16 protein-coding genes and 1 pseudogene are annotated in these 16,149 nt (G+C 34.0%); 4 read left to right on the top strand and 13 right to left on the bottom strand.

Annotated features, from left to right (window positions below):
* From Q0800_RS10870 to Q0800_RS10835, 8 genes and pseudogenes are all read right to left on the bottom strand, one after another.
* Nucleotides 1-480 (bottom strand): annotated as a pseudogene (locus tag Q0800_RS10870) (hypothetical protein); the annotation flags it as partial.
* 142 nt (nucleotides 481-622) lie between these two features.
* Entirely contained in the window at nucleotides 623-1,171 is a 549-nt protein-coding gene (locus tag Q0800_RS10865) for a hypothetical protein (RefSeq protein ID WP_299129477.1), read from the bottom strand.
* A gap of 123 nt (nucleotides 1,172-1,294) precedes the next feature.
* Nucleotides 1,295-1,651: a four helix bundle protein gene (locus Q0800_RS10860; protein WP_299129475.1), complete on the bottom strand. Its 357-nt coding sequence runs from the start codon at nucleotides 1,649-1,651 to the stop codon at nucleotides 1,295-1,297.
* 72 nt (nucleotides 1,652-1,723) lie between these two features.
* Nucleotides 1,724-2,959 carry a DUF6638 family protein gene (locus Q0800_RS10855; protein WP_299129474.1) on the bottom strand — a complete coding sequence of 412 codons (1,236 nt, stop codon included), beginning with the start codon at nucleotides 2,957-2,959 and terminating at the stop codon, nucleotides 1,724-1,726.
* Complete coding sequence (locus tag Q0800_RS10850; protein ID WP_299129472.1) at nucleotides 2,947-3,570, bottom strand: NUDIX domain-containing protein; 624 nt, start codon at nucleotides 3,568-3,570, stop codon at nucleotides 2,947-2,949. Before Q0800_RS10850 ends, Q0800_RS10855 begins: the two co-directional genes overlap by 13 nt.
* A gap of 62 nt (nucleotides 3,571-3,632) precedes the next feature.
* On the bottom strand, nucleotides 3,633-5,597 hold the full coding sequence (locus Q0800_RS10845) for an AAA family ATPase (RefSeq protein ID WP_299129471.1): 1,965 nt from the start codon (nucleotides 5,595-5,597) through the stop codon (nucleotides 3,633-3,635).
* 87 nt (nucleotides 5,598-5,684) lie between these two features.
* The gene (locus Q0800_RS10840) at nucleotides 5,685-6,734 is read right to left on the bottom strand and encodes a hypothetical protein (RefSeq protein ID WP_299129469.1); all 1,050 of its coding nucleotides are present in this window, start codon (nucleotides 6,732-6,734) and stop codon (nucleotides 5,685-5,687) included.
* Nucleotides 6,735-6,804: 70 nt separating this feature from the next.
* Nucleotides 6,805-8,145 (bottom strand): microtubule-binding protein, encoded by a 1,341-nt coding sequence (locus tag Q0800_RS10835; protein ID WP_299129467.1) that lies wholly within the window; start codon nucleotides 8,143-8,145, stop codon nucleotides 6,805-6,807.
* A gap of 166 nt (nucleotides 8,146-8,311) precedes the next feature.
* Here Q0800_RS10835 and Q0800_RS10830 point away from each other — a divergent pair, with 166 nt between their 5' ends.
* Nucleotides 8,312-9,082, top strand: coding sequence for an MBL fold metallo-hydrolase (locus Q0800_RS10830; RefSeq protein ID WP_299129465.1), 771 nt, complete (start codon nucleotides 8,312-8,314; stop codon nucleotides 9,080-9,082).
* A 199-nt stretch (nucleotides 9,083-9,281) separates the two neighbouring features.
* Nucleotides 9,282-9,503: a hypothetical protein gene (locus Q0800_RS10825; protein ID WP_299129463.1), complete on the top strand. Its 222-nt coding sequence runs from the start codon at nucleotides 9,282-9,284 to the stop codon at nucleotides 9,501-9,503.
* Nucleotides 9,504-9,578: 75 nt separating this feature from the next.
* Here the strand turns inward: Q0800_RS10825 and ettA are convergent, their stop codons facing one another.
* The 5 genes from ettA to Q0800_RS10800 form a co-directional block, all read right to left on the bottom strand.
* Nucleotides 9,579-11,270 carry an energy-dependent translational throttle protein EttA gene (ettA, locus tag Q0800_RS10820; protein ID WP_299129462.1) on the bottom strand — a complete coding sequence of 564 codons (1,692 nt, stop codon included), beginning with the start codon at nucleotides 11,268-11,270 and terminating at the stop codon, nucleotides 9,579-9,581.
* Between the two features lie 109 nt (nucleotides 11,271-11,379).
* The gene (locus Q0800_RS10815) at nucleotides 11,380-11,562 is read right to left on the bottom strand and encodes a CAL67264 family membrane protein (protein ID WP_298345748.1); all 183 of its coding nucleotides are present in this window, start codon (nucleotides 11,560-11,562) and stop codon (nucleotides 11,380-11,382) included.
* A 104-nt stretch (nucleotides 11,563-11,666) separates the two neighbouring features.
* On the bottom strand, nucleotides 11,667-12,383 hold the full coding sequence (locus Q0800_RS10810) for a pirin family protein (protein ID WP_299129461.1): 717 nt from the start codon (nucleotides 12,381-12,383) through the stop codon (nucleotides 11,667-11,669).
* A 145-nt stretch (nucleotides 12,384-12,528) separates the two neighbouring features.
* Complete coding sequence (locus Q0800_RS10805) at nucleotides 12,529-12,966, bottom strand: MarR family transcriptional regulator (RefSeq protein WP_299129459.1); 438 nt, start codon at nucleotides 12,964-12,966, stop codon at nucleotides 12,529-12,531.
* A gap of 74 nt (nucleotides 12,967-13,040) precedes the next feature.
* Nucleotides 13,041-13,583, bottom strand: a complete 543-nt coding sequence (locus Q0800_RS10800; RefSeq protein ID WP_299129457.1) for an NAD(P)H-dependent oxidoreductase — start codon at nucleotides 13,581-13,583, stop codon at nucleotides 13,041-13,043.
* 160 nt (nucleotides 13,584-13,743) lie between these two features.
* Between Q0800_RS10800 and Q0800_RS10795 the strand changes: the two genes are divergently transcribed.
* Together Q0800_RS10795 and Q0800_RS10790 are read left to right on the top strand one after the other, a co-directional pair.
* Nucleotides 13,744-15,387, top strand: a complete 1,644-nt coding sequence (locus Q0800_RS10795; RefSeq protein ID WP_299129455.1) for a carboxyl transferase domain-containing protein — start codon at nucleotides 13,744-13,746, stop codon at nucleotides 15,385-15,387.
* Nucleotide 15,388: 1 nt separating this feature from the next.
* On the top strand, nucleotides 15,389-16,149 hold a 761-nt coding region (locus tag Q0800_RS10790; protein ID WP_299129452.1), incomplete at its 3' end, for an MFS transporter.

The raw sequence follows: 16,149 nt of genomic DNA, 5'->3' as shown, positions 1-16,149 counted from the left end.
GGCCATAGTCCATTTATTTTCAGTGCCAATTCTTACTAAATGTGGTAAGGATACATCTTTGGTTTCTCCTACACTTTCATTAGCCATTGAAAAAATGTTTCGCAAAGGTTGTATGCGCTCATTTTGTGTTAATGGCAATGCATCAATTTCTACTTTATTAAGACTATTAAATACATTATAAGTTTTCATGTAGTCATATAAACCTTGATTCCAACCAAGAAAATAAAGCAAACCAAAAAATACAATTAGCAAGCCTAAAATACCCAGACGACCACCAGTATTTACAGTTTTGCGAAACTTCTTTAATCCTAAAATGAGAACCAATACGCTAACAAGAATTATAAAGATATATTTTCGGATAAATAGTAAGACAGGTTGATAATCGTCTCTAAAGAAAAATAACAGTATAAGTAACAGCAATGCTACAAAAATTACAATTCGTTTTTGCTTTGCGCCTTTATTCCAGTATTGTTGTATCATAGTATAAAGCCCCTTTAATTCCCCAGAGGGGAAAACTGGGTTTTTTGTTAAGAATTCTATTCAATTTATATGCTATACAAAGTTTAAATTCTAAAGACACTTTGCGCATTCCTTCCTCTGGGAAGGCTAGGATGGGCTTCTATCACATAAGACCCTTATCTTTTAATCGGTCACGTGCACTTTTTTCGTTGGTTTTAGACTCTGGCTCATTTTTTATTTCTTCTTTAGCGACTTCAACTGCTTTATTGTCTTTAGTATTTAAATCTTCAATTAGATCTTTACCTTTCTCCATAGCACTGTCAACCATATCACCAATAGAATCGCTTTTTTGCTCAACGACTTCGGTAGTTTTAATGACAAAGTTGGCTAAATATGTTCCTATTAATGTTCCTGTTGCAAATGTGGCGAAACCAGACAGCACAAAGTAATTGGTGAACACTACTACTGGTGTTAAAAACTGAATGATTAAACCTACTACAACTAAAGAAATTACAACAAAAAGCAGTCGTGGTATAAAGGATTGCTTGTAGATAAACCCTTTAGGATTGTCCGATTTCATTTGCAACTCTTTGCTATTCATCATTTTATTTATAAAACGATAAGCGCTATTTCCGTTAGATTCTCTCCAATAGAGAAAAATACCAAATAATATGGCTGAAACGAAAATGATGATGTCTATTCCTAGTCCCATGGTTTAAAAGTTAGAAGTTAGAAGCACGAAGCTTGATGTGTTAAAGCATGCTCTACGGTTTAAAAGCCTGTAGCATGAAGTTTGAAGTCTGAGATTGGTTTTCATACCGCTATTGACAATTTATTAATTCTTTATTTTTTTTCTAAATGCTATTGTCATATTTATTAAATCGAAACAATTTTTATAATATTTACTGAATACGTCTTGAGCAATGTAATTTCTTCTATTGGCTTTATGCAAACAAGTTACAACTTCAGCTATGGAACGGATTGAATATCCCAAAAATCTTCTATATTCTGGCCCTGACTGTAAAATTGAACCTTCTGAAATATTTAAAGCTACCGAATCTGAAGCTCTTCTGATTTGTGAAGATAAATTATAAATTTCTTTCTTCGGAAATAAATCTGCAAGCTTATCCATATGGTCACCTAAATCCATTGCCTTTTGCCAAATCAATAAATCTTCAAACTTAAACTTCATTTTGTTAGTCTTTAATTATTAGCGTCTGTTACTAAGAGGCTGTACTTCTAACTTTAAACTTCTTGCTTCTTGCTATATATTGTTACTTATCGTCTCTATCACCCAATCCCTAAAGGAATCGTCCCAAGTATTATAACTTTTATAAAACTGCTCCTTATCGTACCAATATAAAAACAAGACATCTTTTGGTGCTATATTAATTAGTAAACGATGAATTAAATCGCGATGCTCAGCAGATAAAGAGGAATGCGGTTGGTGCAAAGCAAAATATATAGACTGGTCTACCATGTCCTCTACCTTATGGGCATTACTGCGCTCTAACTTTTCGAGATATAACTCTACTCCCATTACTTTTTTACGTGCCTTAATATCTATTTTGTTCAAGTAACTTTTAAACAAAGCTTTATTATCTAAAATCTCTTTAATAGGATGTTCTGGTTGATTTATGGATTGATACAATTGAAACTTTTTTATTCTATCGTAATTTGGTGTTTTTACCATGTCCTCTAAATCACACTGAATAATAATATGATCTTTTAATTTATCTATTAATTCTGGTTGTTCAATATGATAAATTAGCACATCGTGTACCGTATCCTTTATGGCTTCTTTGTACACATCTTTACTTTCAAAAACCAAAATCGGTTTAATAAAGTCCCTTAATAAATATACACCATCAAAAGCTCTGGTGTAAAATGATGTAGTTGAAAAATGTAAAGGATGCAAGCTTAAATCTCTATCTCTTAAATCCCCATAGGTTTTAGCTGAATCTAATAACTCTTTATGGATGGCTTCATCAATGAAATTATTACCCGTTCTAAATTTATCAACAAGTTTAAGCTGTTCTTTTTGTTTTTCTTCGAGGTTATCTATAAGTCTAAAGGTTATACTTACGTCATCATATTTTAAAACGTCTAAGGGCTCATAGAATACATCAATATCCTGATCGAAATCAATACAAATGGCAGAGTCTCTAGTTATATCGTTAATCTTTTGGCCATGTGTTCTAAAAATGTGTTGCATCATTTCTCTATCGAACGAATGAAATGGTAAATGCACTGGCTTACCTTTTTGTAAAGGTGAAATTATAATACCATGCGGATTTGCATCGCCATGATTAAGATAATGTACATCCTTTTTTTCTTCTGCCACTTCTGGACTCCAACCTATACCATCTACCGAAAAAGACTTCAATTTGGTCTCCTTAAAACCTAATGTTTTTAAACATTTATTATAACGTTCAACTAGTTTTCCACTAACAGGAATAAGTTCGCTTCTATATAAATTTGCTTCTTTTAATTTGTCCATTCTAACAAATTATTAATTTGAGCGTATTGTAATAACATAATTGTTTTAGCATCGATAATTTCTCCTTTTGCAATCCTATTTATAGCTTCTGAAAAAGGTATTTCTACAATTTCAATATCTTCATTTTCTGTTTTTAATCCTCCTCCTTCATTTATTTTCATTTCACTTGTATATTCTCCTACAAAACAAGAAAAAAACTCTGTGCTTCCACCTGGTGTTGCAAATGCCCTTAAGACCATTTGTAGCTTTGAAATATTAAAGCCAGTTTCTTCGAGCAACTCTCTCTTCATGGCTTTTTCTGGTGAACGATCATGGCTTTCTAGCATTCCTGCTGGTACTTCTAATAAAAACCCATCTTCTACACCATTCATATATGCTGGCAAACGAAATTGCTTTACCAAAATTACGGTTTGATTACTAACGTTATACAATAATGCTGCTGCCGCATTACCTCGTTCTAAAACTTCCCAAGTATTTTCTACCCAATTCCCATCTTTTAGTTGATAATTAAAATTTACCTGAGATAAGATAAAGTACTTATTTGAGAGTACAGTTCGTTTAATATTTTTGATGCGGTTGGTCATTAATTGTTCACAAATTAAATTATTCATTACATGAGGTTGCCAAGTCAATCGTTCGTCTTTACTTGCTATAACATATCATTTTGTCTTTTTTAATTCCCTTTCCCAAACTGTTCTCTTGCTTCAGTTTCTATATTTAACTGGTTAATCCTAGCATCTACTTTACGTTTAAAGTCCGTATCTGCAATAGTCGCTACATTATCTAAATAGCGCACCACTTCTTGTCGTCTAATATCATTAAAATTGAGACCTTTCATATTGGCACGCATTAATTCTTGTAACATTCCGAATTTAGTATCATAATCCTTTTTAAAATACACTTCTGGATTTTCGAACCAATCGGTTTCCAAGTCAAAATCCGTTAATCTAAGTGAAACGGCCTTTTGAATATTACGTACATCTCGCGAGGAAAAGAATGGAAATATCTTTTGAATCTCAGTATATAAGTGCGCATAGAACATATGCTCATTGTCCTTATATTTTTTTTGAGATACTTTTTCAAAAGTATCTAGTACCCTATCTTCAGTTGGTTTATCTACTTTATCTAGAATTTCACCTAAGTTCTTTGCAACTTGCTGCGCATCGAGATACTTATAATCCTTTGGATTACTCATGTTTATAAAGTCTGGCATCGTATCTTCTAACTTTCTCCACCATAAATGATCCTGATCTACAAAATCCTTTTCGTTACGTGCACCATCAATTTTAAAACGGCCTTGTACACGCGATATCACAGCTTTATCTAACATTTCTGGCAGGTTGGTAAATAATCCTATAGAACTGTTACCATAGTTTACGGCATAAGCACCCTCAGTGTATCTTAAAAATACACCAATCACCTCTTTAACACCAGCAGAGACTCCTTGTGTTGTCCGCTCTTGTAAATTATTCTCTGCATCATCTATTGGTGCAAAAATTAAGCGTGTTGGATCTTGCAAAGGCTTCATCCATTCTACCATTTTTTCTGCAGAACCTCCTTGAAATGTCGAAATTAAAGTATCTGGCATGGGATGAAATAAAAATGGAATATCCAGATTTTCACTGTGTTCTTTTAATCGTGTAGCAATAGCAGCAATAAGCATACTTTTACCAGTACCTGGAATTCCATAGCCCATAAACACTGGCATAAAGCCACCCAATTCTTGAAAAGGATTCTTTTTGGCTTCAAAATCATAGCTAAGCAAGCGTTCGGTTAAACGTCTTGCAAAGTGTTTTGCATCTTTATTACCTACAATTTGTTCGAACTGAATTTTATTGAACTCCACGCTTACCGCAGTACCAGAGAAAACATTGTTCCAACCATCAACCGCAAAATCAGAGTTTTCGAGTTTATAAGCTCTGTCCTCTATGGTTTCGGTATGCTCTAATGTACTTTTACGAAGTTGAATTTCGTCGATTAACGCTTCAAAATAAACTACTGTAAAATCGATTACATCTTTATCACTTTTTATAATATCTGGATGGCCCAAATACTTATCATAGTAAAACAATTGACATGAAATTCCTTTTAAAGGAGACATAAATGAGACTTCAGGAATACCAGCAAATTTTTGCTTCATCACCGATAAAGCATCCGAAGCGTGTGGTTTTAAATCGTGTAATATTTTATATGCTGTCGCAAATAGCATAAAAGCCGTTGCCGTATGCATTTTACTTTCGTATTCACGCTTCCCAGAACTATCCAAGGCGGATTTATTTTCGCTCAATGTTGATAAACCTGAGGCATCGTAAAAACTGTCCTTAATCCATATACCAAGAGTTAATGCCTCTTGCACAGCGTAAAGTGTATTGTTTAAATTTACTGGAAGCGCAACAGACTCTGGTAATAAACGCTTCTTTAAAGCCAGAATAGTTTTGGAAACGGACGTTACATTAACATTACTGCCATTATTAGCTCTAGATAAGTACAATAAAATTGATTCATCTTTACCGTTATTATCTTTATTCTTAGCGCGCTGACTCTGCTCCCATTGAATAGATTTTAAGTAAGACGTAGCTTCGTCTCGAAGCATATCGAGTTCGTTTTGTTTTATAGGAAATGTTGAGTTGTGTTCCATTTTATTTTAGTGCTTTTGTCATTGCGAACAACGAGAAGCAATTTCTTTATATAAGATAACCGCGTCCCTGCGCTCCTTGTTATGACCTTATTTTTTTGCCATTGTTAAATCAGAAACTTGTACAGGCGGAATCGCCAACTTGTCGATCACTTCTGGTGCCTTATTGTATAATAATTGTATTATTCTGTGTGGTGCAAATACGTAACGTTGCCTAAACATGGCATCCCATTTTTGGAAGGTCTTTTTATTGAAAAAATTACCTTCTTTAAATTCACTTGCAGATTTTAGTTCATCTATTTTAAATGAAATGGCAAACGATTCTAACGGAATATCTTTATTGGCGATACCTTGAAGAATTGCGTGTGTCACTTTATTTTCATCTTTAGCAAATACGTTATGTATTGGTCCTAAATCAACACGCTTTATTAACTTTGGAAGCACATCTGGCAAGCGTTTGTCAATACCGTAAGCCATGGTATCTAATGACATTTCTCTATCTGCTACAGACTTTAATACTTCATATATTTCATCGCGTTCTTTTATAGGGTCTTTGCCGTCGTAATTAAAATACATATAGCAAATAAATGGCCTATTATGAGATACATCATAGAAGCTCCAACTTACCAAGTATTGTGCTGGTGATCCTTCTAATGCTTGTATAATTTTACCCTGAACAAATCTGTTGAATATAAATTCTTTTTTTGCTGATGAATAATATACTATTGAAGATGCCTGAAACAATTTACGCTTAGCAATAGGTTCCTTTTTGCGCATCAACGTATCTAAAAACTCATCCTTTAAAGTATCAATATCTGTAAGTTTGCCTAAATATTCTTCGCGCAAGGCTAAATCATTAAATAGATAGCGAAACTCTAAGTAATTCGGAAAGCTAGAATCGGTTAAGTCCACCTTCATGTTATCCTCCTGGTCATACATATATTTTACACGCATGGCTTCAACGGAATACATTAAAAGATCACTGTATTGTTTAAACAGTTGAACTTCTTGAGTATTTAAAATCTGTTTGTATTGAACAGCATAAATCAATTCCTTTAGCGTAAAGTCTATCATTTTATGATAAAAGACATACTGCTCTTTAGAATCTAATACTGCTGAATCTAGTGGAGTTACTATCATGTTGTATAGTTGTTGGTTGCTTGTTGTCAGTTGACGGCTTAAAACCATCAACTAGCAACTAACAACTAATTTATCCTAACAAATCATCATCATTAGCTTCTGGCTTTGGTTCTCTTTCTGGTTCACCACCATCTGTTGGTGCGTTTGGATCGGCTTTATAATATTCATCAAAAATCTCTTTCATGTCAATACCATAGCGATCTGCAAAGTTTTTCTGAATTTCTTCATCCTTTGCTCTAATGTCCTTTAAAGCTTCGGCATAGCTGCCGTAAACACCTTGCATCACTTTTTCATGTACTGGAATGTTATCCATCATTTCTTGACGTGCCTTGGCACTTGCTGTATGCATAGCTGCTAAAGTTTCACCTATATGCTCATCGGTCTTAACACCTAAATGCTCTAAAATAGCCGCAAATTCTTGGTCTGTACGTGCTTTAAGTGCTACTACATAACCATCATAATATTTAAGACGTTCATCAGTATCTGACTTTAGTTTTGCTCTGTGGGTTTGTAAGTTACTACGTAGGGATGTTAATACTTTAATCGTTAGATTGTGTTTATGCACAAAACTATCTTTTGAAGCCGCCAAAGTAGTGTAAGCATTCTTTAAACCTTCTAGTTCCTCTACTTTCTGCTCTAATTGTGTTACTTTTTCTAAAGCTTTGGAATATGCTGTAGATTGTTTATCAGCGACTTCTTCTAAAGCTTGTCGTGCTTGTTTTAATAATGCGTATTGCTCATCGAGCTGTCCCTCTACTTCTTTTTTCTTTTGAAGTGCCTTGGTATGGTTATTACTAGCTTCTACAATTGCTGTTTTAAGACTTTCTTCAACTTCTTTAATTTCTAGCTCTCTATCTTTTAAACGCTTTATAGCCGCCTGACTTTTAAAAGATAACTCATTAAGCAAGGTTTGCACATCGGCAGTTTCAATACGTTCTTGAAACATAGCCTTAGCTCTATTATCTGCGCCATCGCGTTGTTTCTGAGCTTCTTTTAATTCATCTTCGGCCTTTTTAATTTTTGATTTTCGTCCCCAAAGGTTATTCCACCATGTATCTGGTTTTGCTTTAGCGTCTTCTAACTCTACTTTAGCGCGCTCTAAACGTTTAACGGCATCATCAATAATTTTTTGCTCAGCAGCATTAAGTGCAGAAAAACCTTCGAACATTATACCTACTTCATCTTGGTAATCTGTTAAATCCTTAATAGCATCTAACAGTGTTGTACGGTCCTTTTCGGCCATATCAACCACATTATCTAAAGTGGCATTTAATATTTTCTGACGACTTTCCGGATCATCTTCTTGCGCCAATTTAGACTTCATTTGGTCTATGGCTTTTCCCCAGTTTACATCTACTTTTTCGGCTTTTTGTTGTGCATTAGTTTCTAATAAATCAAAATCATCAGACATATTGTAGTTTCTATTTTAGTTGAACAAGTTTTTCGGATAAGCAATTTCGGTAATTTTTTAGGACTATAAAAACTTTGCCTATAAATTATCTGTAGCATTTTTAATAAAATTGTTACAAAACTTTAATTAAAATTAAGTGTTGAATATCTTTATAAAAAATAACCATATGAAACTTTTAAAATCCACTTTGTTACTGGCTATGTTTATAACTTTGAGTCATTGTAAAGACCAAAAGCAAAATCCTGAAGGGTTAACAGATCTAAAAACCACCAACATAGAAGATAGCGTAAAGGTAATACCAATAACACACGGCACGCTAATCTTAGAAACAGGTTCTGAAACTATATATATTGATCCTACAGGTGGAATGGAAGCATTTAAAGACCAAAAAGCACCTACATTAGTTTTAATCACTGATATACATGGTGACCATTTGAGTAAAAAAACGCTCGAAACGCTTAACTTAAATAACGTCACCCTAATTGGTCCGAGAGCGGTTACTGAAAAATTACCTAGCTACATCACTGAAACTATAGTTACCATTAATAATGGTGATATATACAAACACAACGCTGTAAAAATTGAAGCTATACCAATGTATAACCTAAGAGAGGACGCCCTAAAATTTCATGTAAAAGGAAGAGGTAACGGTTATATTTTAACTATTAACGAGGAACGCATATACATTTCTGGTGACACCGAAGACATTCCCGAAATGCGTAATCTTAAAAATATTGATAAAGCTTTTGTTTGTATGAATATGCCTTGGACCATGTCTATTGAACAAGCTGCAGATGCTGTATTAGAGTTTAAACCTAAAATAGTGTACCCTTACCATTATAGAGGATCTGAAAAAATGAGTAATGTATCAAAATTCAAAAATTTGGTTGAAAATGATGATAAATCTATAGAAATAAGACTTTTGGACTGGTATTAACTACTATTTTTATGTTAAAATTTGCTATTGTTAATAAGTTTCAAAACTGAGCCTTTATCCCAAAAACAGTGCTTTTTAACGGATTTAATAAACATTTAAACGATTATTTATGTTTAATTTTAAGCTTTTAATTATAAACAAGTCGTGTTTTAATAAGGTTTTTTCTATCTTTGTGACACAGAACCCAAATCTAAAGCAAATGCTTAACAGCCTGATTACATATATTTTAATAGTGACTACAACGCAACTCACAATGATTTTAATTGCAGTTGCTTCAATTTTTATAGTTTTTATTCTTATCGCAATTATTAAGATGTATAAATTAAAAGCTGAAAATAAAAAGTTAATGCGTACAAACGCATTTAAAGATTACGAAACATCACAAGAAGAATATTCTGGGCATTTGTATGGGGATAATTAGAAAGAAATGATAAATCCTATTAATAAAAAAAGTCAGCTTATAGCTGACTTTTTTTATTTTGAAACACTATTATTTTTACCGCACTAGCTTTTTATACTTTATACGTTTTGGCATTAAATCACCGCCTAAACGTTTTTTCTTATTCTCTTCATAATCACTAAATCCTCCTTCAAAGAAATAGACTTGAGAATCCCCTTCAAAAGCTAAAATATGTGTGCAGATTCGATCTAAAAACCATCTATCGTGACTAATAATAACTGCACAACCTGCAAAGTTCTCTAAACCTTCTTCTAAGGCTCTTAATGTATTAACATCAAGATCATTTGTTGGCTCATCTAAAAGTAATACGTTACCCTCTTCCTTTAAGGTCATAGCTAAATGTAAACGGTTACGCTCACCACCAGAAAGCAACTTTACCTTTTTATTTTGTTCACTACCCGAAAAATTAAAACGACTCAAATACGCTCTAGAGTTTACTTGTCTGCCACCCATCATTACTAACTCTTGCTCATCGCTAAAGTTCTGCCATATTGATTTTTCTGGATCTATATTAGAATGTTTTTGATCTACATAAGCTAATTGAGCAGTTTCACCAACTTTAAACTCGCCTTTATCTGGTGTTTCCTCACCCATTATCATTCTAAAGATGGTCGTTTTACCAGCACCATTTGGACCAATAACCCCAACTATACCTGCTTGTGGAAGATTAAAGTTTAAATCGTCATAGAGTAATTTATCATCGTAACCTTTTGCTACTCCAATGGCTTCAATAACATTAGTTCCAAGGCGTGGTCCGTTTGGAATATAAATTTCGAGCTTTTCATCGAGTTGTTTTTGGTCTTGACTCATTAATTTGTCATAATTCTTAAGACGTGCCTTTTGCTTGGTTTGACGCCCTTTAGCACCTTGTCTCACCCATTCTAGCTCACGCTCTAATGTTTTTTGACGTTTTGATGCAGACTTACTTTCTTGAGCTAATCGTTTAGACTTCTGGTCTAGCCAAGAGGAATAGTTACCTTTCCAAGGAATACCTTCACCTCTATCGAGTTCTAAAATCCAACCTGCAACGTTATCTAAGAAATATCTATCGTGCGTTACTGCTATTACCGTTCCTTTATACTGCGCCAAATGGTGCTCTAACCAATGTACAGACTCTGCATCTAAATGGTTTGTAGGCTCATCTAGCAATAAAACGTCTGGCTCTTTTAACAGTAATCGGCATAAAGCTACACGACGACGTTCACCTCCTGATAAAACACCAATTTTTTTATCTCCCTCTGGTGTACGAAGTGCATCCATGGCAATTTCTAGCTTTGTGTCTAATTCCCAAGCATTTGCCGCATCTATTTGGTCTTGTAATTCTGCTTGGCGATTCATAAGTTTTTCCATTTTATCCGGATCGTTATAAACTTCCTCTAAACCAAATTGATCGTTTATATTATTATATTCCTCTAAAATGGCTACGGTTTCAGCTGCACCTTCTCTGACCACCTCCATTACCGTTTTTTCTTCATCTAACTTTGGTTCTTGCTCAAGGTATCCAACGGTATAGCCAGGCTTAAACACAACATCGCCTTGATAGTTTTTATCAACACCTGCTATTATTTTAAGTAAGGTTGATTTACCAGAACCGTTAAGTCCTAGGATTCCGATTTTGGCTCCATAGAAAAAACTTAAGTAAATGTTTTTTAAAACTGGTGTATTTGCAGATTGAAATGTTTTGGTAACACCAGACATTGAAAATATGATTTGTTTATCGTCACTCATTCGATTTCCGATTTTTTTATAGTTGATTTACGATTTAAAAATTTTGAGATTTGATTTTGAGTTATAATGTCATAGTACTGCATAACTTAACTCTAAAATCTAAAAATAATTAGACGCGTCCTTTTAAAGCATTAAACACCCATGCTATTGCAAAAAAACCAATACCTACAGTAGCAAAACCCCATCCTGCTACCTCATGATATCTGTAGGCACCCATTAAAATAAGCGCAACACCCATAATAATCATTAAAATAGTAGCCCATGCCAAAACTGTATTTTTATTCATCGCCATAATTCTTTTATTTCTTAGTTAGTTAAAAACAAATATCGTGAAATAAACTAAAAAAGCATCTTAAATTTAAGATGCTTTTATGCCACTAACCAATTAGTAAAAGTCTAGTTCATTGGAACTTCAATAATTACCAACTCGGAATCCAAATTAGAGTTAATAGTTATTTTATCTGTTTCTGAAATACCCATAGCATCTCTTTGATTTAACGTATTATCGTCTATAGCAACTTCGCCTTCAACAACAAAGATATAAATGCCGTTATTTTTAGATTTAGTTTTTAAATCCATTGAGCGACCAGCAGCTAAAGTTGTTCTGTAGATATACGCTTGCTGATTAATGGGTAATGCTGCATCAATGGGCTTATCTTTTGGCGCTACCACTGTTTGTAATTGATTGTTTTTTCCTTCATTAGTAAATAGACGTTGTTGGTAATTTGGTTCTACGCTCATTTCTTGAGGAATAATCCAAAGTTGTAGAAAATTTACCTCGTCTGTTTTACTATCGTTAAATTCGGAATGTGTTAAGCCTGTGCCTGCGCTCATTACTTGTACTTCTCCGACCTCAATAGCACGTTTATTTCCCATGCTATCCTTGTGAGACAAGGCACCTTTTAAGGGTATAGAAATGATTTCCATATTTTGGTGCGGATGCGTTCCAAATCCCATTTTTGGCTGAACGACATCATCGTTTAATACGCGTAACATTCCAAAATTATTGCGTTCTGGGTTTTGATAGCCTGCAAAACTAAATGAATGGTATGATTTTAGCCAGCCATGATCTGCATAGCCTCTTGTATTTGCTTTGTGAATTATTGTTTTCATATAAGACTTGTTTTTCTTTCCCACGAAAGTGAGAAACTTGTTATACTTTGTTTTTATATTTAATTTTCCATGGAAAATATTAGGTTAAAATTTTTTCAATTCATACAAATGATGAAACACGTTTAGCACCACAAACTTTTACTTGTTAGCGCATTTTATCTAGCAGATTACTTAGTTGCTCTGCTTCTTCTTCCTTTAAATTTTTTAACAACTCTTTATTTAAATTATTTGGTATAGCGGTTAACAAATCTTGTCCGTGTTGGGTTATAGCAACCTTTACAACACGCCTATCGTGTTTAGAGGGTAAACGTTCTATGTAGTTTTTAATACATAATTTATCCATTAGCCGTGTTGCGTTTGGCGAGCGTTCTAACATTCTATCTTTAATGGTCTGAACTTTCAAAGGTTCTTCTGCACCTCTAAGAATTCTCAAAATGTTATACTGTTGTGGGCTAATACCAAATTCCTTAAAAAATTCGTTTTGCTTACTTGTAATCCAATTAGCTGTGTAAATAATATTAAGTAATGCTTTTACTTTACTGTTTTCAAATTTTGAATTGATATCTTTTGCTAAGTCACCCATTGTTTTGTGTTTTAGTCTTTTGTTTTAAGATCTGAGATTTTAGACATAGATCTTTGATATGACTTATGAGATCATTATGAGTTAGATTGTATAGCGTCTTGAAGTTGTTTTACTTCATTTAACAATTGCGTATTAAGCGCTTCATCTACAACCTTATCGTCTTTAAAATTATCTCCAAATGATGGTAAACTAAAACTTCCTACAATATTACCTCCCATATAACTAAATCTACCTTTAGCAATCTCAAGCACCGTCTCTCCTCCTCTACCACCTGGTGATGTTGCCATTAAAAGCATTGGCTTTTCACTCCACAACTTATTATCTATCCTAGACATCCAATCAAATAAGTTCTTAAATACTGTGGCATAAGCGCCGTTGTGCTCTGCTAGGGACAGTACAATACCGTCCGAAGCTTTTATGATGTTTAAAAACTTGTGCGCATCATCTGGTATACCTTCCTCGTTTTCTAAATCTATACCATATAAAGGCAATTCAAAATCATTTAAGTCTAAAACCTTAACTTCTACATTAGCTACTAATGAAGCGGCATAAGTGGCTAATTGTTTGTTTATTGATGTTTTACTATTGCTTCCTGCAAACGCTATAAGTGTTTTCATAATATGCATTGTTTTAATTTGATAAGACAAATATAAAGATTTAAATTTTATTTTCCTAGGAATATATTACCATGTAATAAATATTTAACGTTTCATTTAGAATTTAGGTCGCTTATATCATCCTATTGTTTTGTAATTTCGTAGAAACTTATACATACGCATGGATTTAAAATTCAACAAAAACGAAGACCATAATAAACTATTGCTTTCAGATCTTAAAAAACGACTTGCTAAGGTAAAACTTGGTGGTGGCGAAAAGCGTATCGCAAAACACCATAGTAAAGGCAAAATGACCGCTAGAGAGCGTATTGACTATTTATTGGATCCTAAATCTAAATCCATAGAGATTGGTGCATTTGCAGGTGACGACATGTATAAAGACTACAGTGGATGCCCTTCTGGCGGTGTGATTGTAAAAATAGGTTATATTAAGGGTAAACAATGTATTGTGGTAGCTAACGACGCAACGGTTAAAGCTGGTGCTTGGTTCCCAATTACGGGAAAAAAGAATCTAAGAGCCCAGGAAATTGCTATTGAGAACAGACTCCCAATAATCTATTTAGTTGATAGTGCTGGTGTTTTTTTACCGATGCAAGATGAAATTTTCCCAGATAAAGAGCATTTTGGGCGCATTTTTAGAAATAATGCTATTATGAGTGGTATGGGTATAACGCAAATTTCTGCCGTTATGGGTAGTTGCGTCGCTGGTGGTGCTTATTTACCTATAATGAGTGATGAAGCATTAATTGTTGATAAAACAGGTAGCATCTTTTTAGCTGGAAGTTATTTGGTAAAGGCGGCCATCGGTGAAACGATAGATAATGAAACGCTAGGCGGTGCAACTACACATTGCGAAATATCTGGTGTTACAGATTATAAAGCCAAAGATGATAAGGATGCTTTGGACACCATTAAAAATATTGTTGATAAAATTGGTGATTTTGATAAAGCCGGATACAACCGTATAAAGGCTTTAAAACCTAAAGAGAATCCTGAAGATATTTACGGTATTTTACCTGCAAGCAGAGCAGACCAATACGATATGAACGACATTATTAATCGATTGGTTGATAATTCTGAATTTGAAGAATACAAAGCTGGATATGGACAAACCATTATTACTGGTTATGCACGCATAGAAGGCTGGGCTGTTGGCATTGTTGCTAACCAGCGCCATATTGTAAAAACTAAAGGCGCAAAAACTAAACCTAGCGAAATGCAGTTTGGTGGTGTAATTTATAACGATTCAGCGGATAAAGCCACGCGTTTTATTGCCAATTGCAACCAAAAGAAAATTCCATTAGTCTTTTTACAAGATGTCACTGGTTTTATGGTTGGTAGCAAATCTGAACATGGTGGTATTATAAAAGATGGTGCTAAAATGGTAAATGCTGTAAGTAATTCTGTAGTACCTAAATTTACAATTATTATCGGTAATAGTTATGGTGCAGGTAACTATGCGATGTGCGGTAAAGCCTACGATCCTAGATTAATAGTAGCATGGCCAAGTGCCGAACTTGCGGTAATGAGTGGTAAATCTGCTGCTAAGGTGTTATTACAAATTGAAACCGCTTCGCTCAAAAAGAAAGGTGAAACCATCACCAAGCAAAAAGAGGAAGAATTATTCAATAAAATAAAATCGAGATATGACAATCAAGTCTCGCCGTACTACGCGGCTGCAAGACTTTGGACTGATGGTGTTATAGACCCTTTAGACACCAGAACTTGGATTAGTATGGGTATAGAGGCTGCCAACCACGCTCCTATTGAAAAGCCTTTTAATTTAGGTGTACTACAGGTTTAATATGACAGAAACACCGAATGAAAAGCAGCCTTTATTTGCCATAATATTATTAATATTAGCTGCTGAGGCTGTTTTTGTTTTGCCTTTTGTTTTACAGCGAATTTTCAGAACCACGTTTTTAGAATCCTTTTCTATTTCTCAAACTGAATTGGGAAGTTGCTTTTCTGTTTATGGCATTGTGGCTTTGGTTTCGTATTTGTTTGGTGGCCCTTTAGCAGATAAATTTAAACCTAACTTATTAATGTCAGTTGCATTAATTCTTACAGGTTTAGGTGGTTTATATTTAGCCACTTACCCATCACTTTATTACCTACACCTACTATACGGGTTTTGGGGATTTACTACCATTTTCTTGTTTTGGGCAGCTATGATTAAAGCAACTAGAATTTGGGGAGGATCAAATAAACAAGGGATTGCTTTTGGGTTTTTGGATGGTGGACGCGGTTTAGTAGCTGCACTTTTTGGATCAGCTGGAGTTATTATTTTTTTATTGTTTATAACAAAGGATATAGAATTGACTTCTATCGAAGATCGACGTATTGCCTTTAGAGAAGTTATAAGATGTACTTCAATAAGCGTAATGCTTATAGGTCTTATAGTTTTTTTCTTTTTAAGATTAAATGAAAATCAAAAAGTAAATTCTGATAACAATGCCAAAATCTTCTCTATTAACAATTTTAAAATTGTAATGAAATATCGTGCTGTTTGGCTTCTTATGATTATAATTCTCTGCGCGTATTATGCCTATAAGATGACCAATCT

The sequence above is a fragment of the uncultured Winogradskyella sp. genome (assembly GCF_937958655.1).
In the GTDB taxonomy this organism is placed as follows: domain Bacteria; phylum Bacteroidota; class Bacteroidia; order Flavobacteriales; family Flavobacteriaceae; genus Winogradskyella.
The sequence above is the reverse complement of the archived record's forward strand: the minus strand, read 5'-3'. Positions and strand labels throughout refer to the sequence as shown.